This window comes from Lunatibacter salilacus (assembly GCF_009797935.1).
Classification (GTDB): Bacteria; Bacteroidota; Bacteroidia; order Cytophagales; family Cyclobacteriaceae; genus Lunatibacter; species Lunatibacter salilacus.
Genome location: NZ_VOLC01000005.1, coordinates 249609 through 270808, shown reverse-complemented (window position 1 = coordinate 270808; position 21200 = coordinate 249609). Strand labels below are relative to the sequence as shown.

The following is a 21200-nucleotide window of genomic DNA, read 5'->3' as shown; positions in this document are numbered from 1 at the left end:
CAATATTTTTCATTCTAGATATTTTTTTAATTTGGACAATCTTTTCTGGTCATACACAATTTCAGATGCTCCTTTTACTAGTTCAAAAATGTAAGGTATTTGGATTATAATTCGGAGTGCAATATAGGTTTATGCAAAATGTTCGAGTTTTCTTAAAAGAGGGAATTCATAACTTTTGCCTGTAGTCTACCATGTTCCAAAATTTAACTAGATATATGAAATCTTTACCATTATTTGAATTGGAAGCAGAAGTGCCATCTTTAGATTCTACATCGTTTTGCCCATTAGCTCGCCAGAGTGCCGGTTAAAAATGGTTAAACATGTTACGCCTGTCTGCGATCAAACCTATAAAATACATATGTTTACTAAAGGTTGATTTGCTGTTAGCCAATTGGCTGACCTTTGTTCTTGAAATGTAAAGCGGTGACCGAATTATCCACAACTAAAAGTCAGAAAGCAAGAATCAATATTTAATTCCAACCAGACCTTATGTTCAAATACGCAGTTTTTTTCTTTTTACTTTGTGTGATTTTTTCCTGCGGAAAGCCACAAGATACCGCAAACGGTGAAGCAATCTCTTACCGTGTTGATTCCTTGGTAATTGATTCCAAAGAGCATATTTTTGACTTGCGGTATTCATTGCATGTCTCGGATTACTGTCAGGAAGATGGGTTTTTGTATAATTACAGCGCATTTGACCACAGCATTGAAATGATTGACCTGGATCGGTTGGAGTTAGTTGAAAAGTTCCCCTTACACAAGGAAGGTCCGGATGGCACAGGGTCATGGGTGTTCAATCTTACTAGTAAAGGTAATGGTAACCTTTTCCTGGCATCTGAGATTGGAGCAGCAATCTTCAATTTAGAAGGTAAATTCCTCAAGAAATTTGATTGGAAAAAAATTCCCCGGGCTGCTGGAGGAATTACTGATGTGGAATATATACAGCAGATAGTGGCAAATCCATTTTTTGAAAATTTGGCTTTTGCCTTAGTTGTTGATCAATTGACCAATAATACTAAAGAAACTAAACACAAGTGACGGCATAATTTCCTCCTACGAGATTGATCCGGAGGGGAATTATAAAAAATATACACTCGGAGATCTGGCAACCTCCTACAGATGGGATCCCAAAGTATTTATAGCCAGTCAACAGGACAAAATCATCGTTTCCCATGAGTATTCAAACGATTTTTATGTGTACTCTCCGGAAAGTGAAGACCTTCAACAGGTAATCTATTCCTCTATCCACACGCCAAGTACCGTGACAATAACTACAGAAGGAGACTTTGATAATTCTATTGATGAAAGGAGAAAAGCCCTTCAATCCTACCGCGAACAAGTAAGTTTTGGCCCCTTGGTTTGGGATCCGAAAAATAAAAGATATTATAGGCTTTCTTCCTCAAGTACCTTTGGTGAAGAAAAACAAGAGAGTAGATTACTTAATGAAACGGTCAATGTTGACGTATATCTCAGTTTGTTTGATCGAGAGTTCAATCTGATTAGTGAAATTCCCCTCCCCCAACTTAATAATCAGTCCTCCGCCAAATATTTTGTCAAAGACGGCATGCTGTGGATTTTTGAAAACAAGGATGATGAGATGGGGTTTGTTAGGTTGGGTTTTCAACAATTTTGAAGTTTCAAAAAAATGTAGCTATATTTTTTGTAACAAAAAATGATCGATAGGGTATAACTTTTATCTCTTATCCCCAATCTCTACAGTTTTTCTATACGCTCTTTGGTCAAACCTGTGTATTTTACAATCATTTCAACGGCATGGCCATCTTTCTTCATTTCTTTCGCTACATCAACCATACCCTCATCTTTACCCTCTTTTTTGGCAGTTTCAATGATACTGTAGTTATCTCGGTAGATTTTCAAACTTTCTTCGTATGCTTTCATATCTTCAACATTTAGTTTTGCTATCTCTGCTTCTGAGAATAATTTTTGGAATACCTTCTCCTGTAACTTAACAGGCCTATCCTGTAAACGATGGAGATTCTTCAATACATACATCCACTTATCAAATTGGCTTACTAATTCAGACTCTTCCTTTTTGAATCTAGGCATCTCCAGATAAATAAACATTAACTTTTCGTAAAAGATTTCACCAATTTCTTTGTCTATTAGTTGTACCTCTCTTATATATCGTTCTCGGTTACTTGGGTCAGGAAAGCTAAAGTTCAATACGCCAATGGTGTAAACCGCTTTCAGATAATAATCCCACTCTTTTCCTTTAGGTGCTTGACTTTGTATAGGAAAGGTAGCGTAGAAAATGCTTCTATCCTTAAAATTTTGCTGTCTGACATTCTGCAGCTCTATAATAAATTTTTCACCTTTCTCATTTTCACAATATAGATCAAAAATTGCTTTTCTATCGGTTTCAGTATTTCCTAAATTTTCGGTATTTAAATAGGTTAAGTCTTGAACTCGTTCTCTATCACCAAGTACGTGATTCAAAAAATCAATTAAAAGCTCTTTATTAAACTCTGTTGCGAACAGTTTTTTGAAACCAAAATCGGTAAAAGGATTGATGTATCTTTCCTTAATTTCCATATCACAAATATAGTCATTTTTAACTGTCCAATTTTCAGTATACAAAAGGCATAACACCTGATCTTACACAGATCCTTTTTATATATTACCTATACAATTAGCGCAGCGTTAACGTACCCCTTTAACGAAACTTCACCAGCAATTGTCAAATCGGTGTCACTAGCACACGTGCTAAATATATGAAATCTTTACGATTATTTGAATCGGACATTGTAGAGGTATTTCCGCATTTGGCATTACTAGTATTTAGGCATTCTATCTCAATGGAGTACCAGTTAAAAATGGTTAAACCTGTTGGGCCTGTCTTCGATTTCATTTATAAAATGAATATGTTTACTAAACGTTGATTTGCTGAAAGGAAGTTAGGCGGACATTTATCAGTGAAATGAAAAGCCGAAGACTAAACCTTCCATCAACTACATGTATCAATAAATAAGTATCGCTATTCAAATCCAACATGACCTTATGTTCAAATACGCGATTATCCCCTTTTTACTTATTTTGATGTTTTCCTGCGGAAAACCGCAAGATGCCGCAAACGTTGAATCAATCTCTTACATTGTCGATTCCGTCGCCGTAGACTCGAAAGGACATATTTTTGACTTACAGTATTCAATGCTCAAATCAGATTACAGCCAGGAAGATGGAGTTCTATATAATTACAATGGATATGAGCACAGCATTGAAATGATTGACTTGGATCGGCTTGAATTCGCCGGAAGGTTTCCCCTACAAGTGGAAGGCCCCGATGGCACAGGTTCTCGAGTTTACACCGTCAAAAGTATGGGCAACGAAAAACTCTTCTTGGCGGGACAGTTAGCCGGCGTTTTTACGCTAGCAGGTAAGTTAGTTAAGAAGTTTGAGTGGAATAACATATCCAGTAACCAAGGGGGGATTGCTGCTGAGGAGTTTATATATCAATATATGGCAATCCCTGGCTTTGATCACTTGGCATTTGCATTGGTCACAGACCATATCGCCAATAGAGCTTCACTTAAAATGCTAAACTCAAAAGATGAGGTGATTTCTACCTATGAAATTGATCCAAACCGCAATTACAAGACGTACACTCTCGGCGACCTTACAAATTTCAATAACTGGACTCCTACGGTATTTTTAAGCAGCGAACAAGATAAAATTATTGTTTCTCATGAATTTGCTAACGATTTTTATGTGTATTCTCCGGATCGTGATCATGTTGAAACAGTAGCTTATTCCTCCACCTATACACCAAGCAAAGTAACAATAACTACAGAAGGCGACTTTATTAATTCCACCGAGGATAGGATTGGAGCCGCTCAGTATTACCGCGAACAAGTGAGTTTTGGCCCCTTGGTTTGGGATCCGCAAAATAAAAGATACTACAGGCTTTCTTCTTCAAGTACCTTTGGGGAAGAAAAAAGAGGGGACAGAATTCTACACGAAACGACTAGTGTAGACGTATATCTCAGTGTGTTTGATCAAGAGTTCAACCTGATTGGTGAAATGCCCCTCCCCCAACTTAATAACCAATCCTCCGCTAAATATTTTGTCAAAGACGGGATGCTGTGGATTTTTGAAAACAGGGACGATGAAATGGGGTTTGTGCGGGTTATTTTTGAATAAAACATAACCTCAATTCCAAGCCGGGATTGTAAGGTAAACCCCAAAACGATCCGTATATTTAGGGTTCAATAAATTAAACTATCTATTTTACATGCATAAATGTAATATTCTTGACCGTAGGCGGCTAAAAAAACTAAAGCTGCTTGTGTTGGGATCCCTGATGGGATTCGGTGCCACCGCACAGACGGAGGTGCCTTTTGAGCGGCTGGATTTCTTTAAGAATCCCGGCAAAAGCTGGAGCATCGTAGGCGATGTGTCAACAAACCTTCAGGAAAAGGATGCGCTTACCTCATCCAAAGGCTCCGGCATTCTGGCAAACATACCTACCAAACGTCAAAAAGGGGAGGATCTTTATACCAATGACTCCTTTGGCGACATGGACTTTGAGGTGGAATACCTTATGGCCAAAGGGTCCAACTCCGGCATTTACTTGCAGGGAATGTACGAGATACAATTGCTTGACAGCTGGGGCAAACCCCTATCGAATTACGGCGATAATGGCGGAATCTACGAACGTTGGGACGATAGCAAGCCCGACGGCCAAAAGGGTTACCAAGGCTACGCTCCCCGACAAAATACAAGCAAAGCTCCCGGACTATGGCAACATCTAAAAGTGTCCTTTCAGGCGCCTAAGTTCGATGAATCCGGAAACAAAATCTCCAATGCCCGAATGCTTAGGGTGGAACTGAATGGCGTATTAATCCATGAGAATGTAGAACTGTTAGGCCCCACCCGGGGAGCTATGTTCGAAAAAGAAGTTGCCAAAGGGCCTATCAGAATACAGGGCGATCACGGTGCGGTAGCTTTTAGAAATTTGAAGATTACGACCTTTGACAGTCCGCAGCCGGAGTTATTTGATCTAGCTTATAAGCTCTATGAAGGTTCCTACACCGAATTGCCCGATTTGACAAACATGGAGCCTGCCTTAACTGGCAACTCTCCAGTACTTACCGGAAATATCCGTAGCAATTCCAAGCAATACCTACTCCGGTATACCGGAAAAATCCGAATTACCGAACCAGGTTTATATTCTCTGGGGCTTCAAGTTCCCGGCGGTGGAGGTATGATGAAGATCAATGGGAATGATGTCGTCGGCAGAACCCAGAATGGAGGCCGTGGCGAAGTGGAGCTTCCCGTTGGCGAACACGAGTTCGAATTGGTTTATGTCAAGGTTCAGGATTGGGTAAATCCGGCTTTGGGTCTGGCAATCTCCGGTCCCGGACTTCGGGAAGTTCAATACAGCCAAAGTGCATCAGCAGGCGGTCGGGGTGCTGATCCCATTCTAGTTGACCCAAGAGAGCGTCCCGTTCTGCGAAGCTTTATGGACATTCCAGGAGGAACCAGGGTAACTCATGCGATTTCTGTAGGTTCTCAGGAAGGGGTTCATTATACCTACGACCTGGATCATGGAAATATTGTCCAAGTGTGGAGAGGCGGATTTTTGGATGCAACCCCCATGTGGAATAGCCGTGGTAATGGTACTTCACGTCCTACAGGATCTGTTCAACATCTTGGAGGAGCGGCAATTGGCCTCGCTAAGTTAGCAACTGATGGGGCGGAATGGGCAAGCGATTCTACCGGAACTGGATTTAAACCAAAGGGATATAAGGTGTTAAGTAAACCCAATCACTTGGCCTACAAATACCAAATTCATGATGCAGCCGTGGAAGATGAAGTAGAAATCCTCTCGAACGGACGGGGAATAAAGCGAAAAATTCAAGTAAGCGGAGGTGGCAATGATTTATTTATCCGCCTAGCTCATGGAGATACCATTTCCGAAATGGATGGCGGATGGTATTTGATCGACGATAAGTCATTCTACTTACAGGTTGAGGGTGGGGCAAAACCCGTTTTGAGAAACGTCGGTGGAAAGGCCGAATTGATCATTCCGGCATCCTCACAAATCACCTATTCCCTGTTGTTTTAGTCTGAAAAGTAACGTATTGAACCAATGATAAATAAAATCAAATATATTTTATGCCTACTGCTGTCCCTCTGTATTGGCAGTACGGCTGTAATAGCACAGGAATCTCCCATGGAGGAAGATTTCTATAAAATCCTTCGGGTAAGCAGCCCGGAAGGTACCCTTTTGGAAGTAGGGGGCCTAGTTATGCTTCCCAATGGAAATCTGGGCATCTCTACCCGAAGGGGGGATGTGTTTATAGTAGAAAACCCAACAAGCCCACGGCCCTATTTCCGAAAGTTTGCGAGCGGCTTGCATGAGATCCTCGGATTGGTCTATAAAGACGGTGCATTTTACTGCGCCCAGCGGGGTGAACTGACCAAACTTATCGATTCAAATCAGGATGGGGTAGCGGATATTTACGAAACGATCCATGCATGGCCGGTTTCCGGGCATTACCACGAGTATAGCTTTGGACCGGTGATCGCACCAGACGGTGACTTTTTCGTTTCCGGCAATGTGGCCTTTGGCAATGAAGAATGGTGGAGAGGCGAAAGCCGCGTTCCCTACCGCGGATGGATTATGAAGATCAAGGAGGACGGAACCTTGCAGCCTTGGGCCACCGGGATGCGCTCTCCCGCCGGATTGGGAATCATCGATGGCGAACTTTGGTACACCGAAAACCAAGGAGACTATATAGGCTCGGGAGGAATGTGGCATATCAAAAAGGGTACTTTTACCGGCCACCCCGCAGGACTTCGTTGGACAGGACTTCCCAATTCCCCGCTTAGTCTGACTACGGAGCAATTTAATAGCGTGGTAGATCCACGCCAAGTACGCAATGATCAGGGAAGAATGATCAAACCTGAAAACGTAGTTGATGAAGAATTTCTTACCATGTATGAAGCGCAGAAGCAACTTCCGGATTTGAAGTTACCTGCAGTATGGTTTCCGTATGGTATACACGGGATTTCAACCTCGGAACCCATCAAGATCCCTGAGGGAAATTTGGGTCCATTTGGCGGTCAGATCCTTGTGGGTGATCAGGGGCAGAGCAAGATTATGCGGGTATTTTTGGAAGAGGTCAACGGAGAAATGCAGGGCATGGCCATTGATTTCAGAAGTGGATTCAGGTCTGGTGTGTTACGCATGGCATGGGCACCGGACGGATCCCTCTTTGTGGGAGAAACCAACCGGGGCTGGGGTTCTGCGGGAGAAGCTAATGAAGGATTAGAAAGAGTCGCCTGGACTGGTGAAGTGCCGTTTGAGATACGCACTATAAAGGCAATGCCTGACGGTTTCGAAATTGAGTTTACCAAGCCTGCGGACAAAAAGTCGGTAGAGGATATTGCATCCTATTCCGTTTCTTCCTTTATCTACAAATACCACCCGGTATATGGGAGCCCTCCAGTTGATAACGAAGAAGCAGTCATAAAAGGCGTAAAGGTTTCGGAAGACGGCACCAAAGCACGGATCATTGTGGACGGATTAAAGCAGTATTACATCCACCACCTGTTCTTGGAGGGAGTTCGGGAAAGGGATACTTTCTACTCCTTGGTACATCCCTCAGCCTATTATACGCTAAACAACATTCCTTCTGGTGCCTCGATAGCGATGACTGAGGTAAGTACCTTTGACTCAAGGGTGAAAAAGGAAGAGCCCAAAGCCACTGCGGCAAAACCGGCCACTACGGTAAAGACACCTCCCGCAGCGACACCCAAGCCTGCTCAGGAAGAGGAGATAACTTTGGAAATCGTACAGCCATTATTGGCTAAAAACACTTGTATAGCTTGCCACCAAAAGGACACCAAGCAGGTAGGTCCCGCCTATGTGGATGTGGCAAAGCGAAATTACACCCCCGAGCAAATTGTGGAGTTGATTCATACCCCGAGGCCTGAGAACTGGCCCGAGTATGCAACCCCCATGCCTCCCATGCCGCATGTGCCGCGGGAGGAAGCATTGAAAATTGCGAAATGGATCGTTTCGTTGAATAAATAAATAATAAAAAGGCAGGTTGATTTCAACCTGCCTTTTTTAATTGTAAAGGTTAGAAATTGAAATATAGCCTTTCGGCTGAAATATGGTAGAAATAAAAGTGTAGCGTAGATTCTGGAAAGCGTAGCGGATACGGGGTATGATAGTAATACGAAGGTTCGAGAAATGGCGATATATCGCCTTCGGCTGGAATAATAATTTTGAAATTTTATAACCACATCTCAGAATTAATGACCTCATTCGGGGTCAGGTGTGGGGAGAAGAGATTCATTCAGAACTTCCAGGTTTTCGCAGCGGTGATGTTTCCTGCTTCTCGTACATGTTGTGAATTAGCAAAATCAGATAGCCGAATAACCCCTTAAAAGGGAAACAGCAGGTTGGGTATGGTACTGATCTTTCTTAAAAAACCTCATCAGAAAATCAAGATCCTCGACTATGCTCTTTCCGTCTTCCTCCTGAAAAAATTTAAGATCATGTTTACAGTGCTCCATTGAATACAACGCAAGTTCTTTGGATACACTCGGAGAGGTGAGTAAAGTCATAATACTCTGTCTTCGCTTTCTTCCTCATCAAAGGATGGGTTCGATGGAAGGGGAAATGCGTCCGTAATTCCCCAACCCATTTCCAATCCACTTTTTGGATTAAAAAACACCAAACCGAATTCCTCTATATCAGTAAACACCGCATTTTGACCAATTTTGTTTTTCTCAACACCTGCCTTTTCCGCCCTACTGTTGGATTCCTCAGATTGTTCGTGGCTGAACAGAGCAGGATATCAGGTCTATGTGGGAACTTTGGGAGACAAGGAAGTGGATTTTGTTGCCAGCAAATGAGACCGCCTCATTTATGTGCAATGCGCATAACTTTTGATAGACGAGCCGACCATTCGGCGTGAATATGCACCCTTAGAAGCCATACCGGACAATTACGAAAAAATGGTAATCTCACTTGATGACCTCCCTTTACCTTCCAACCAAGGCATCAGACATTTCCAAGCATGGAACCTTTCCGGTGTTTTTTAATAAAATACTACGGAAATTCTGTTGGGAGCAATATTCAAACCCACAGTTTGCCCGCCCCCTATAATATCATGATTAACCCATACTCTCCACTTCGATCTAAACTCATTTACACTAAACTGTCTGCCGTGAAAAATCAATATTTCCACCATATTTCACACAGTATTCCAGTCTTCCGGCTGGCAGGTTTCCACCATATTTCAACTAATATCCAATATCATTTACCATTAATCAATATATCAATACGCAACCACCTTCAACCCAATTATCGATCCTATCAAAGTCGAAATAAAAAACAGCCTTAAAAAGGTTGCAGGCTCCTTGAAAATAAAAATTCCTACCAACACCGTCCCGACAGCACCGATACCTGTCCATACCGCATAGGCAGTACCAATGGGCAGCGTTTGGGTGGCTTTAATTAGCAAGCCCATACTGAGGCTGAGGGTTACCAGAAAGGCAACGTACCAGAAATACATCTCGCTTCCCGTGCTAAATTTTGCTTTTCCGAGACAGAAAGCGAAGGCCACCTCAAATAGGCCGGCGACAACCAAAATGATCCAGTTCATGTTTTTTTGTTATTTGAAGGCAAAGATATTGCCTTTTTTCTTCGGAACGGAAATCCGGTTTTTTAAATTTTGCCTAGGAGATAGTCTGCCTCCTTAGCAGTATTATTTTTTCCAGAATAATTTCCTATACCCCTGAACGACGACCAGTGGAATCAGCCCACAACTAATCGATACTCCCCACACTTCAGGTGGAAGTATCTCCAGTCCAAGCACCAGCCGTAATTGGGGTACCAAATACACCACGACGACTAATACGGTGCAAATAAGCAGTGCAAGCCATATGTATTTGTTTTTGGTAATCTCATTTACAAGCAAATGTGCCCTCGGAGAGGCCATATTGAAAACATGGAAGAGTTGTGCAAAGGCAAGGGTGATAAAGGCCACATTGTTTAAAATCTGAGAATCAGTACTCAAGGCATATTTAGTGTATATTATGGCGATAATTACCGCCATGGTCATGGAGGCGGCATAAAGGGAAATCGTGATCCAGCCTTTGTTGGTTATGATAAGCCGGTTGGGATCTCTGGGGGGCCTTTCCATAACGGCTTTGTCTCCTTTGCCCAAGCCCAATGCCAATGCGGGAAATACATCCGTTACCATGTTTAAAAACAGGATCTGCAGGGGTAGTAAGGTTGATGCCGGGGCAATAAACCCCAATCCGGTTACAATAAAGATTTCACTTAAGTTGCAGGAAACCAAGTAAACGACAAATTTTTGAATATTTTGAAATATTGCTCTTCCATGGGATACGGCCCGTGCAATGGATACAAAGGAATCATCTTTCAAAACAATGCTGGCAGTTTCCTTTGCCACCTGCGTGCCGCGTATACCCATGGCAATGCCGATATCAGATTTTTTTAGCGCAGGCGCATCGTTTACCCCATCCCCGGTCATGGCTACGATGTTGCCCGCCTGTTGATAAATAGACACCACATCCAACTTTTGTTTGGGTGTAGTCCTCGCAAAAATGGCAGTATTCAGGATTTTTTCTGTCCATTCCGGGGAGATAGATTCCATTTCCGGTATATCAAGTCCGGTTATGGTGTCTTTTTCCCCGGCATCAACCAATCCTACTTTTTTGGCAATTGAAAGCGCCGTCAAAGGGTGGTCGCCTGTTATCATCACAATTTTGATCCCTGCCTTTCTGCACAGCTGAATAGCTTCTTTTATGTCCAGCCGGGGGGGGTCAATGAAGGCGATCATGGCCACATAAATAAGTTCGTTCAGGTAATCATCCCTATTTATAGTATCATCCTCTCTGTAGGCAAATGCCAATACCCGCAACCCATCTGCTGCCATTTTTTCAGATCCTGCCAGGATGTTTTTTCTTTCTTTATCATCCAGCTCCTGTATGGCAGTTCCGACCTGCAGTTTGGTGCATTTTGCCAACAAATGCTCTACGGAGCCTTTTGCCGCCACAAAATTCCCATCGGGGCCTTGATGTATAGTAGCCATAACTTTAGTCTCTGAACTAAAAGGTACTTCCCCAACTCGCTCAAATGATTCATTTAATTTATCAAAAGGTTCCCCTGCTGCATTCGCAAGATTGGCTAAGGCAATTTCTATTGGGTCTCCCATGAGAGCTGCTTTTTGATCCCCATGTAGGTGAGCAGCATTGTTGCATAAGGCCCCGATAAGGATCAATTTTTGAAAGGCGTTCTCGCTTTTTTCAATGGGTGCTTCATCAAAATGAAGCTTATTGTTTTGAATGGTTACGCTGACCGTTTCCCCGGGAAAAGAAAAAGTATCTACATGAATTTTGTTTTCCGTTAAGGTGCCTGTTTTATCGGTAAGTATCACGTTGGTACTTCCCAATGTTTCTACAGCGGATAGTCTTTTTACAATAGCATTTCTTTTGGCCATTAACAGCATCCCATGAGCCAACGCTACAGTAGATACGATAGGTAACCCCTCAGGGAAGGCTGCTACGGCCAAGGCGATAGATGTCTCCAAAATCAACAGCGGATTTTTGCCCTGAATCAAACCCGTGATGGCAAAAACGGCTGTCATACCTAATGTAAACCAAATCAGTTTTTTACTTAATATGGTTATCTTCTTATCGAGCGGCGTCTCTTTGTCTTCAGCACTTTCTACCAACGATGTGATCGTCCCTAACTGAGTATGTTTAGAGATCGCTACGACAATGGCTTTTCCGTTTCCATTAGTAACCGAAGTGCCTTTAAACACCATGTTGAATTGGTCCCCAAGGGAGGTTGCTTTCGCAAGTTTGCCGAGTTTCTTTTCCGTCGGGAGTGATTCCCCGGTAAGGGAGGACTCATCGCACTGCAATTGATTGGTGGATAGCAGGTAAGCGTCAGCGGGAACCATATCGCCGGCCTCCAACGCTATCAGGTCTCCGGGAACCAGCTTTTCGGAAGGCACCTCCTGAATATTCCCATCACGGAATACCTTAGAGTGCGTTACGTCCATTTCCTTAAGCGCCTTCATGGAGTTGCGCGCTTGAAACTCCATCAAAAAACCGATAACCGCATTTATTAGAATCACTGCCGCTATGGCTGCTGCTTCAATATAATCTTGAAAAAAGAAGGTTACCGCAACGGCAAAAAATAATATATAAACAATTGGACTTTTGAACTGCAAAAGCAACATTAGTAAGAGACTTTTCTGCTTTTGAGCTTGGTAACTATTTAGACCAAAATCCTTGCTGCGTTGTTCCGTTTCCCGTTGGCTAAGCCCCGCATCAGCATCAGTACCAAATGCATCTAGGATTTTTTCTACGGATAAGGCATGTGGATCGGATAGTGGATAATTGATGTTCATTAGCGCCTATTTGAATACACAAAATAGGGCTTAATTTTGATTATTTTCTACTCTCGGCGGTAAGATTTTTTGTTACCGTCTCCAGCCACTTTTCCGCCAAGTCCGGCCAGGTTTCCGCTGCGATATTTCCAGGTCTAAGGCCATAACCATGTCCCCCTTCGGGAAGTAGATGCAACTCCACCGGAATTTTGTGATCTCTGAGTGCCCCCGCCATCACCAGGCCGCTATTGCCATAAGTATCGTCCGCAGTGCCAAATATAAATAGGGGAGGAGTGTCTTCACTAATGGAAAGTTCTGGAGTCAAGGTTCTGTTTTCCCCGTTGTCTAGGTAGGCCGGATAGATCAACAACCCAAAATCCGGGCGACTAGAAGCTTGGTCTATTTGGTCTGATTTGGGATAGGTATCTTCGTTAAATCTGGTCGCTGCCCTGGCACTCAAGCTTCCTCCGGCTGAGAAGCCCAACACACCGAGTTTTTCTACACCCCATATTGATGCGTTGGTCCTTACCAGACGTATGGACCGCTGTATGTCGTAAAGTGCCTCCGCCTGTTTTTGGGGAACCCGGTATTGCAGGACAAAGGCGGTATACCCCAAGTTGTTGAGCCATTCGGCAATCTCATACCCTTCTTTGTCAATCGCAAGGATATTATAGCCTCCTCCCGGGCAGACAATAACTGCTGTATTGTTGCTCAAAGCTGTCTGTGGCTTAAAAACGACTAGGGCTGGATTCGTCACATCGGTAAGCCGGGTGACATTGCCGCTAGTATTATCCGTCTGAACCGGATTTGACTTTGGAAGCGACTCACCGGGGACTTTTCCGGTCCAGAGGTATAGGGTATCTCTGGTTTGGGCAAGAGCCATAGTAGTAAAAGAAAATAGCAGTATGAATATCAGTTGTAATTTCATCATCCGTCATAATATCGCCGATAAGATATCTATTCCGGCTTGACAAATATGCAATTTTCCGAATATAAATAGTGGATTTTTCGGCTAGTCAACGAAAAAAAATCAACATATGGAATTGAAAGTGAACTTACCTAATTGCTTGTCGCAAATCATATTTAAAATTGAACTGAATTAGATTACCCTGGAACTCGGGAATTTCCAATTTTGGAAGCATTTCTACCACCCTTCTTCCCTCCGCTAGAAGGCTTTCATGGCGATAGGACTTTGTTTTTCTGAGTTTTTTTCCTTCCTCATTTAAGTATGCAATAATTACGACTTCATCAAATTCCAAAAATTCCTCTTTAGGCTTTACATCAAGGACTTCCTGGATGCTGCCATCAGGGTTGACCCTAGCATAAATCCTCACAGTTCCTATTAGATGAGCGGATCTTGCTTCTAGTGGATATTTTAAGTTTTTTTGAAAATGCTTACTTATCTCTTCAATGGAATTTACAGGCTGGGAAGGGTTTTCCTGCAAGCCAGTAGATAGCTGGGTTAGTTGCTCACCATTAGAGACGTTATCACTTATTTGTGCTGGTTTTTGTGTGGAAAGACATGCGATAAGAAGTGCAAATACGGGTATAATGGCCAATCTGGTCAGCAAAGAAAACTGGTTTTTATTATTTGAGTTCATCATGACAATTCTTTTTTTTAGGTTACTTGAATTAAGAGCTGTGTATAACGTGGAGTCAATACTGTTAAGGGACATCCCCAACATGGTCAACTGGTATTTTTTTTTGTCCGAGGCCTGAATGACCACATCATCAGCACGGAATTCAAGGTTATTTCTTATGGCCTCGACATGTAACCAAGCAAATGGATTGAACCATTGAAATGCCAAAAATAGTTCGGCAAGGAGAATGTCGAAAAAATGCCGCTCACGGGAATGCACCGCCTCATGATTTAAAACCATTTCCATTGACGGATTGTCGAGTAGGTTTTTGCCAATGATGATTTTGTCAAGGAATGTGAACGCCCGGTTATTTTCCTCAGATACCAAAACTTGCATGTCACCGATAAACTGTTCGGTACAACTTTTCCGTATTCCCACTGCGGCTATATATCCATAGATCAACTCGACTAGTAAAAAGAATACACCACAACCATAGAGGCATAATAGAATGGTCGTAATTCCAATGGATGAATCTAGTTCTATTCCTGTGGTTGCCGATACAATTACATCAGCATCGAGGTCTCCAGTAAGAAAATTAGTTGCCTTGCTTAGTTGGGAGGTTGTAGAGAAAGTGATCAGCGGAATGATAAAGGCAGCCAAAAATGATCCCGCCAGGTAGATGCGGTTAAAAACAAATTGCTTTCTCGTCCGAAACAACCAATAATAGGTGCCATAGAAAACTGCCGTGGCAATGGACACCTTGATGAGGTAATATGGCAACTGTTCCATGATCATTTGGAATTTATAAGTTTCAGAATCTCTTCGACTTCTTTTTTATCTAGTTTCTCGTCCTCGATAAAGGAAGCGACCGCTTTGGAAAAGGAGTTGTCAAAGTAATCATTGATGATTTCCTTTATAAAGTCTTTTCTGTAATCCTCTTTGGAAAGCAGCGGGAAATATTCATACGTGTTTCCATATTGTTTGAATCCAACAATCCCTTTTTCCTGCAGGATCCTCACCAACGATGATACGGTATTGTAGGGAGGTTTTGGGTCAGGAAATACGGCTATAATGTCCTTTACAAAGCCTTTTTCAAGCTTCCAGAGAATTTGCATTACCTCTTCTTCCTTTTTTGTAAGTTTTTCCATTTTCACGATTTCTTAGACAATCAAATATACAACGTATAAATCAGTTTACCAACTGATTTATCAGGTGATTTAATTAAAATTTTAGTATTGATTTTTAATGGTCAGTCCATTTTTTTCATTAAAGTAGTTGTTATCCAAGAGGTTTTGGGAAAAAAAATTGACTTCCTTTTAAAGTGTCACCAGATTATAATCGATTGAATTAGGCACTTCCTCAATAATCGAAATCGATGTACTATACTCTATAAATATGCATCGATTTTGCAAAGAGAAAACGCGCCGCCGTCGGTCATTTGCTCAATTCCATTTCTACCCAAAAAGACCACGAAGGACACAAAGAAGGCACAAAGAGCACAAAGTTTATTTTAGAAAATTCTCCGTATCTCGTATGTGGTTTTAATTTTTACCGCAGAGGTCGCTAAGGGTATCAAAAATCTCTATGTGAACTATGTGGTTAAAAAAAGACCACATAGAGCACAGAGTTTTTTTAGAAAATAAGTATCCAAAAAATCTTTCGAATGAAATTAACCGGAGTTTTTCAGGCTTTAAAAAGAATTGACCTGTAATTCAATCTCATTCTTCCCAGGTGAAAGGCGGATAGAACCAAACTGGGTGTTGACTTTTTCTCCGTTTAAGGAGACAGCATCGTTTGGACCGAATGTCAGAAACAGTTCTGCAGAAACATTGGCGGGTAATTCAAATTCATAGCGCTGTAGGCGGTTATTTACCTTCTTGTACGTTGCATGAACTTTTCCTGTGATAAAAGGAACTGTAATTGCCGTTTCTGTCAGCGTGCTCAATTGCGGTTTGATTTGCAGCAACCCCGCTCCGGGTATTTTTGGGACAATTCCCCACATTTTCCGGGCTACGATATTCCCCGGCACGGCACCCCATGCATGATTCCAGTCGGAATTGGGTTTGTATTTCATATCCCAAGCTTCCAAGGTCATAGTGGATCCGATGGCGATCATATTCCACCAGCTTCGGTCATGTGTAGCCGTCATTAGCTCCAAGCCATAATCCGCTTCTCCTGCATTGTATAGGCCGTCCATCAGAAACTGCGATCCATACACACTGCAGGCCATGCCCCTTGATTTAATGAATTCCACGACTGCGGGAATATTTTCTTCCGGCACCAAATTGAAAGCAAGCGGCATCATGTTGGCGTGCAGGGAGGAATGTCCGGCACCCTCTCCGTCTAGATAAATCCCTTTTTCAGGATCCATTAGTTTTTCAGCGATTGCCTTTTTCACTTTTATCGCCATTAGTTCATATTCCAAGGCCTCATCTGATTTCCCCAGAAGAGCAGCAAATTCCCCCATGATTTCCAAGTTACGGTAGTAAAGTGCGTTGATCACGGTATTGATGGGTGTAAATACAAAACCATCCCGCTCCCCCTCGGCGGTAGCCAGTTTCCATCCGGTGTCTTTTTGCGCAGGAGGCCAATCTACTATATCGGTTAGTTTGACCGACGGGTCTTTGAAACCTAATTTTTTCATAAACTCAGGTGTGGCTTTGGCCGAACTGATTAGCCCGTCCTCCCGGGCCAATTCCACCAGGGTTTTATGTTTGAGATCATCGTAATATTTTTCGATCAATTCCGTATTGCCTGTATACAGGTAATCCTCATAAAACATCAGTGCCACATGAAGCTGCCACTCGGTCGGCCAGGTAGGGTATTCCATAAAATACTCAATGCTCCTTCGTGCGATTGGGTATTCCCAGTCTACGGCATAGTGACTAAGTTGATTGATATACGCATCGCCTTCATAGGGAATACGTTCCCGGTCCCCATCCACATAGATGCCTGTAAAGGAGGTGGCTTTCATGGTATACTTGCAAATATCCCACACCTGATTTAGGATGGTATCGGAGCTGCTGAAATGGCTTTGATCTGCTTCAAAATAACCGAAAAATGCCTGCTGTGAGACTATTTCCGGTTGCTTTTTAGCCTCTATTTCCGCATAGCGGAAAGGCAGCAATACCGGAAATGAATCAGGCAAAGCTACTGCCGCGGGTCCGGTGTTCCGTTTATCTGCGGGCAACTGCAACACATAGTGATCCTTTTCCGGGCTGACTGCTACTTCTATTTCCTGAAAGCGGATATGTCCTTCGGGGAAGCGGTTTATCCTGCCTTCTTCTAGTTGTTCTCCCAGCCTTATGGTCATTTTTTCAGCTTGATCAGCCTGGTAGGTAAGTGCTAAATTCGCAAATGCGGCTTTGCCAAAATCTGCGATCCAAGTATTTTCAGCTACTTTTTCAAGGGTTTGAGAGAAGATGTTTTCCTGCTGGAAATGGTTGGCTGTGGTTAAGTATCCATCCGTGTCGCCTATCTTAAAAGCTTGATTTTCGGCGTAGCGGCCTGTCCGGTTGTCACCATCCCAGATCCTTACCTTCCAGAAATAGGTCTTGTATTTTTCCAAATCCGAGCCTTTATAGGTTATGTTGACCGAATTGGATCCCTGAACCTTGCCGCTATCCCATACATCTCCCAGGTTTTGGTCACTCTTCTCCTGAGAACTGCTAACCAAAACCTGATAGGCTGACTGAAACTCCAAACCACCGGGCACCTGCCAGCCAAATTCGGGTTTGGAGTTTTTGATGGTCAACCCAGAAGGGTTTCGGATCATTTCCACATGCATGTTAGTAGGAGCTGCCGTACTTTCATCGGCCAATTCAGCCGTGAGTGTATTCAGCTTTTTGCGGAACTTTTTCAATCGGGCAGCGTGGGTAGGATCATTTACCAAATTGTTGATTTCCTTGGGATCATCGGTAAGGTGGTACATTTCTTCCACTGACTTGTCATTTACATAGCGGAAATATTTCCATTCAGCGGTTCGCAGCCCCTCACTGGGAGGGATGTTTTCGAAATCCCACAAATGTTCAATCAGGACGGTATCCCGATTAAGTTTCTCTCCCTTTATCACGGGTACTAGGCTCTTTCCTTGGTAAGATTCCGGGATCTTGATAGCAGCCAAGTCCAAAATGGTGGCAGGGACATCCACGTTTGCCGCTATTTCCTCAGAAGTTATGGGTTGATTCACACGGGGATCATAGACGATTAAAGGCACACGGATGGAATTGTCGTAAAGCAACCATTTGCCCGCCAGTTGCCGCTCACCCGTAAAATACCCATTGTCTCCCATTAAAATAATAACGGTATTCTTGTCCATGCCTTTCGCTTTGAGTTGCTGCCTGATTTTAGCAATCTCCAAGTCTATACCTGAGATCATCCGGTAATACCCTTTTATGCTGTGTTGGTACTTCTCCGGCGTATCATAGCGCCATGTCCAGCGGAGTCGGTTAAATCCCGACTTCACAAACTCCGGCTGGGCCTCAAAGTATTTGTCCTCCGCAAGGTCCGGACCGGGGACCGTCACACCCTGCAGTAATGGGTCTACTTCCTTTTGCCAATAATATTGCAATTCGGCCGGGTCGTGTGCGTGGGGGGCGCTGAAGGACAGAGAAAGACAAAAGGGCTCATCTGATTTTGCTTTGTCGATAAACTCCAACGCCTGATGCCCGGTATAACGGGTCAAATGTACTGTGTCGCCGTCTATGGTTTTATAAAAATATCCGCGATGGTCTTTAAACTGGCCATTTCGGTCATAGGAGTCGTATTCATCAAATTGTCCGGCCAAATCCTTGTGGTTTACGCCAAATTTCCCATAAAACCCTACGCGGTAGCCGGCTTCTTTCAAAAGTTTGGGGTAGGCGGCATCCATGTACTCATTTCTAATAGGCCCTGTCTGAAAGGTATAGGCATGGGTTCGCTCATAGAGACCCGTGAAAATGGTGGCCCGACTGGCTGCGCAGATGGGGGTGGTAACAAGCGCATTTTTGAAATAGGCACCTTCCCTCGCCAAGCGATCCATTTCAGGCGTATGGATCAGGTCGTTCCCCGCATGTCCCAATGCATCCCAGCGTTGGTCATCGGTTAGGATAAAGATTATATTGGGTTTTTCGTTCGGTTTGTTGGTTGATTGGGCGTGGCTATAAAACTGGGTTAAAGCCAGCAGCACCAAAAGAGTATTAATTATTTTAAGCATGAATTGGTTATTTTTTATGGGTAGTTTTTTTGGCTCTACAGTCCATTATCTTTTCTGTCGACTAAAATACCAATTATTCTGTCAAGGCTCTAATAGAAGATGGATATTTTTGTTGTCGATTTAGAATCTGATCATTCTACTATGAAATGGTTAATGGGTGGATAGGTTAATGGATCAATTCGGTTTATGTCAGTAGGGTTGCAGTCCCTTTTTATCTGAAGTTCGGCATTTCAAATGCCGAAACAGCGGAAAATCCAACGAGTTGGTTTCACAGTGAAACTAACGGAAACCCTTCTGTAAAAAAATAGCAAATAAAACGTGTATTTATCAGATAGCTACCTATTTTTGGAATTCTCCAAAAAGCGACCACATGGAAAGCCAGTCACCCAAACCATCTTTGGTGGATAGATTTTTAAATACCATTGAAAGGGTGGGGAACAAACTTCCCGATCCTGCCATGCTGTTTCTTATTTTAATGTTGATTACTTGGGTGCTTTCGGCCATTTTAGCACCGATAGATTTCGGCGAGCTGGATCCCCGAACCGGGGACAAACTCTATGTTCAAAATTTGCTCACGGGAACACAATTGGCAGCTTTCTTGGCCAATATGATTCAGGTTTTTATTAATTTCCCTCCTCTGGGGGTGGTTCTATTGGCCATGTTGGGGGTTGGAGTAGCCGAACACTCTGGATATATCAATGCAGGACTCAAATACCTGTTGGGATTTACACCGCAATCACTACTTACTCCCATTTTAACATTGGTAGCAATCGTCAGCCATACCGCCGCTGATGCGGGTTACGTGTTGGTGATTCCTTTGGGAGGAGTAATATTTTATGCTGCCGGCAGACATCCGTTGGCTGGAATTGCCGCTACCTTTGCGGGAGTATCCGGTGGTTTTAGTGCCAACTTTATCCCTTCCGCCATTGATCCATTACTGCAAAGCTTTACCCAATCTGCCGCTCAGATTATAGATCCTACTATTGAATTAAACCCGCTGAACAACATCTTTTTTACGGGACTGTCAAGCATACTTGTAATCGGGGTTGTATGGTACCTCACAGACAAAGTCGTAGAGCCTCGCCTAAAAAGGACCCTCCCCTTGGACGATACCATAGAAGATGCTCCCAAAATGGATGTCCTAAGTGAAGGGGAGAAAAAAAGCTTTTGGATAGCCAGCTTTATGATGGTCATATCGCTGGTGTTGCTTTTTTTCTGGGCATATCCTCAAGCGTCCTCCCTAAGGGATGCGGACGGGAACCTGACCTCTTTTGCCGCTCCGCTGATGAAATCAATCGTACCGCTGATATTTCTGATATTCTGGCTACCGGGAGTAATTTTTGGATTTGTGTCCGGAAAATATAATGCATTGAAAGATGTGGTAACCGGCATGTCCAACGCAATGGGAAGTATGTCCCAGTACATTGTCATGGCATTTTTCTGTGCCTTGTTTATCGATGCATTTTCTAAATCAAATATAGGGGCTTTGACAGCTCTCAAGGGAGCGAATTTTCTGCAAAGCCTGCAGTTGCCTGGGCAGGTGACTATTGTTGGAATCATCGTTTTAAGTGCGTTTGTGAATCTTCTGGTGGGGTCCGCTTCGGCCAAGTGGGCTCTGATTAGTCCTATTTTCGTACCGATGCTGATGCAGCTGGGAATTTCTCCCGACCTAACGCAAGCTGCCTACCGGGTAGGGGATTCGGTTTCCAATATAATAACCCCATTACTCCCTTATTTCCCGTTAGTTGTCATATTTTGTCAACGCTATGTGAAGGCGACTGGCATTGGAACATTGGTTTCAATTATGCTTCCTTTTACGGTAGTCCTATTGGTAAGCTGGACCATTTTCCTGTTGGTTTATTGGACGCTGGGTATTCCTCTGGGCTTGCAATCGACCTACGAATACGTTACCCCATAATACCAGTGATTCCCGAAAGGATTGAACCACCTCTGCATGCTTACCATTTAATGTTGGGAGAAAAGCCGTTGATTTTAACAGTGTTTGTTGAGGGGTTTGAAAACTCG

At 43.2% G+C, this 21200-nt stretch carries 16 protein-coding genes; 7 read left to right on the top strand and 9 right to left on the bottom strand.

Annotated features, from left to right (window positions below; genetic code table 11):
• The first annotated feature begins 489 nt into the window (after positions 1-489).
• Together FQ608_RS09370 and FQ608_RS09365 are read left to right on the top strand one after the other, a co-directional pair.
• Positions 490-1038: a DUF4221 family protein gene (locus FQ608_RS09370; RefSeq protein WP_158857744.1), complete on the top strand. Its 549-nt coding sequence runs from the start codon at positions 490-492 to the stop codon at positions 1036-1038.
• Positions 1010-1633 carry a DUF4221 family protein gene (locus tag FQ608_RS09365; protein WP_158857854.1) on the top strand — a complete coding sequence of 208 codons (624 nt, stop codon included), beginning with the start codon at positions 1010-1012 and terminating at the stop codon, positions 1631-1633. The genes FQ608_RS09370 and FQ608_RS09365 overlap by 29 nt, the downstream gene beginning before the upstream one ends.
• Positions 1634-1713: 80 nt before the next feature.
• Here the strand turns inward: FQ608_RS09365 and FQ608_RS09360 are convergent, their stop codons facing one another.
• A complete protein-coding gene (locus FQ608_RS09360) occupies positions 1714-2553 on the bottom strand; it encodes an Rpn family recombination-promoting nuclease/putative transposase (protein ID WP_158857742.1) in 840 nt (279 codons plus the stop codon).
• Positions 2554-3018: 465 nt separating this feature from the next.
• Between FQ608_RS09360 and FQ608_RS09355 the strand changes: the two genes are divergently transcribed.
• The 3 genes from FQ608_RS09355 (at position 3019) to FQ608_RS09345 (ending at position 8059) form a co-directional block, all read left to right on the top strand.
• A complete protein-coding gene (locus FQ608_RS09355; protein ID WP_158857740.1) occupies positions 3019-4158 on the top strand; it encodes a DUF4221 family protein in 1140 nt (379 codons plus the stop codon).
• A 91-nt stretch (positions 4159-4249) separates the two neighbouring features.
• Positions 4250-6085 carry a 3-keto-disaccharide hydrolase gene (locus FQ608_RS09350; RefSeq protein ID WP_158857738.1) on the top strand — a complete coding sequence of 612 codons (1836 nt, stop codon included), beginning with the start codon at positions 4250-4252 and terminating at the stop codon, positions 6083-6085.
• Between the two features lie 24 nt (positions 6086-6109).
• Positions 6110-8059, top strand: a complete 1950-nt coding sequence (locus FQ608_RS09345; protein WP_158857736.1) for a c-type cytochrome — start codon at positions 6110-6112, stop codon at positions 8057-8059.
• Between the two features lie 335 nt (positions 8060-8394).
• Here FQ608_RS09345 and FQ608_RS09340 read toward each other — a convergent pair whose 3' ends face one another.
• Positions 8395-8598, bottom strand: coding sequence for a hypothetical protein (locus FQ608_RS09340; RefSeq protein ID WP_158857734.1), 204 nt, complete (start codon positions 8596-8598; stop codon positions 8395-8397).
• Positions 8595-8738, bottom strand: coding sequence for a hypothetical protein (locus tag FQ608_RS09335; RefSeq protein WP_158857732.1), 144 nt, complete (start codon positions 8736-8738; stop codon positions 8595-8597). The genes FQ608_RS09340 and FQ608_RS09335 overlap by 4 nt, the downstream gene beginning before the upstream one ends.
• A gap of 184 nt (positions 8739-8922) precedes the next feature.
• On the opposite strand from FQ608_RS09335, the gene FQ608_RS27225 reads away from it, so the two are divergent.
• Entirely contained in the window at positions 8923-9078 is a 156-nt protein-coding gene (locus FQ608_RS27225; RefSeq protein WP_199856347.1) for a hypothetical protein, read from the top strand.
• 236 nt (positions 9079-9314) lie between these two features.
• Here the strand turns inward: FQ608_RS27225 and FQ608_RS09325 are convergent, their stop codons facing one another.
• The 6 genes from FQ608_RS09325 to FQ608_RS09300 all read right to left on the bottom strand — a co-directional run bounded on the left by FQ608_RS09325 (position 9315) and on the right by FQ608_RS09300 (position 19175).
• Positions 9315-9641, bottom strand: a complete 327-nt coding sequence (locus tag FQ608_RS09325; protein ID WP_158857730.1) for a DMT family transporter — start codon at positions 9639-9641, stop codon at positions 9315-9317.
• 102 nt (positions 9642-9743) lie between these two features.
• Positions 9744-12422, bottom strand: a complete 2679-nt coding sequence (locus FQ608_RS09320) for a cation-translocating P-type ATPase (RefSeq protein ID WP_158857728.1) — start codon at positions 12420-12422, stop codon at positions 9744-9746.
• Between the two features lie 40 nt (positions 12423-12462).
• The gene (locus FQ608_RS09315) at positions 12463-13332 is read right to left on the bottom strand and encodes an alpha/beta hydrolase (protein WP_199856346.1); all 870 of its coding nucleotides are present in this window, start codon (positions 13330-13332) and stop codon (positions 12463-12465) included.
• Positions 13333-13456: 124 nt separating this feature from the next.
• The gene (locus FQ608_RS09310) at positions 13457-14770 is read right to left on the bottom strand and encodes a M56 family metallopeptidase (protein WP_158857726.1); all 1314 of its coding nucleotides are present in this window, start codon (positions 14768-14770) and stop codon (positions 13457-13459) included.
• Positions 14771-14772: 2 nt separating this feature from the next.
• On the bottom strand, positions 14773-15129 hold the full coding sequence (locus FQ608_RS09305) for a BlaI/MecI/CopY family transcriptional regulator (protein WP_158857725.1): 357 nt from the start codon (positions 15127-15129) through the stop codon (positions 14773-14775).
• A 542-nt stretch (positions 15130-15671) separates the two neighbouring features.
• Positions 15672-19175 carry a sulfatase-like hydrolase/transferase gene (locus FQ608_RS09300; protein ID WP_158857723.1) on the bottom strand — a complete coding sequence of 1168 codons (3504 nt, stop codon included), beginning with the start codon at positions 19173-19175 and terminating at the stop codon, positions 15672-15674.
• A gap of 370 nt (positions 19176-19545) precedes the next feature.
• Here FQ608_RS09300 and FQ608_RS09295 point away from each other — a divergent pair, with 370 nt between their 5' ends.
• Positions 19546-21093 (top strand): AbgT family transporter, encoded by a 1548-nt coding sequence (locus FQ608_RS09295; protein WP_158857721.1) that lies wholly within the window; start codon positions 19546-19548, stop codon positions 21091-21093.
• Positions 21094-21200 lie beyond the last annotated feature (107 nt).

Excerpts from the sequence above, each read along its gene's own strand:
- FQ608_RS09370 (WP_158857744.1), top strand. The coding sequence starts at position 490 with ATGTTCAAATACGCAGTTTTTTTCTTTTTACTTTGTGTGATTTTTTCC.
- FQ608_RS09360 (WP_158857742.1), bottom strand. The coding sequence starts at position 2,553 with ATGGAAATTAAGGAAAGATACATCAATCCTTTTACCGATTTTGGTTTC.
- FQ608_RS09355 (WP_158857740.1), top strand. The coding sequence starts at position 3,019 with ATGTTCAAATACGCGATTATCCCCTTTTTACTTATTTTGATGTTTTCC.
- FQ608_RS09350 (WP_158857738.1), top strand. The coding sequence starts at position 4,250 with ATGCATAAATGTAATATTCTTGACCGTAGGCGGCTAAAAAAACTAAAG.
- FQ608_RS09345 (WP_158857736.1), top strand. The coding sequence starts at position 6,110 with ATGATAAATAAAATCAAATATATTTTATGCCTACTGCTGTCCCTCTGT.
- FQ608_RS09340 (WP_158857734.1), bottom strand. The coding sequence starts at position 8,598 with ATGACTTTACTCACCTCTCCGAGTGTATCCAAAGAACTTGCGTTGTAT.
- FQ608_RS09325 (WP_158857730.1), bottom strand. The coding sequence starts at position 9,641 with ATGAACTGGATCATTTTGGTTGTCGCCGGCCTATTTGAGGTGGCCTTC.
- FQ608_RS09320 (WP_158857728.1), bottom strand. The coding sequence starts at position 12,422 with ATGAACATCAATTATCCACTATCCGATCCACATGCCTTATCCGTAGAA.
- FQ608_RS09315 (WP_199856346.1), bottom strand. The coding sequence starts at position 13,332 with ATGATGAAATTACAACTGATATTCATACTGCTATTTTCTTTTACTACT.
- FQ608_RS09310 (WP_158857726.1), bottom strand. The coding sequence starts at position 14,770 with ATGGAACAGTTGCCATATTACCTCATCAAGGTGTCCATTGCCACGGCA.
- FQ608_RS09305 (WP_158857725.1), bottom strand. The coding sequence starts at position 15,129 with ATGGAAAAACTTACAAAAAAGGAAGAAGAGGTAATGCAAATTCTCTGG.
- FQ608_RS09300 (WP_158857723.1), bottom strand. The coding sequence starts at position 19,175 with ATGCTTAAAATAATTAATACTCTTTTGGTGCTGCTGGCTTTAACCCAG.
- FQ608_RS09295 (WP_158857721.1), top strand. The coding sequence starts at position 19,546 with ATGGAAAGCCAGTCACCCAAACCATCTTTGGTGGATAGATTTTTAAAT.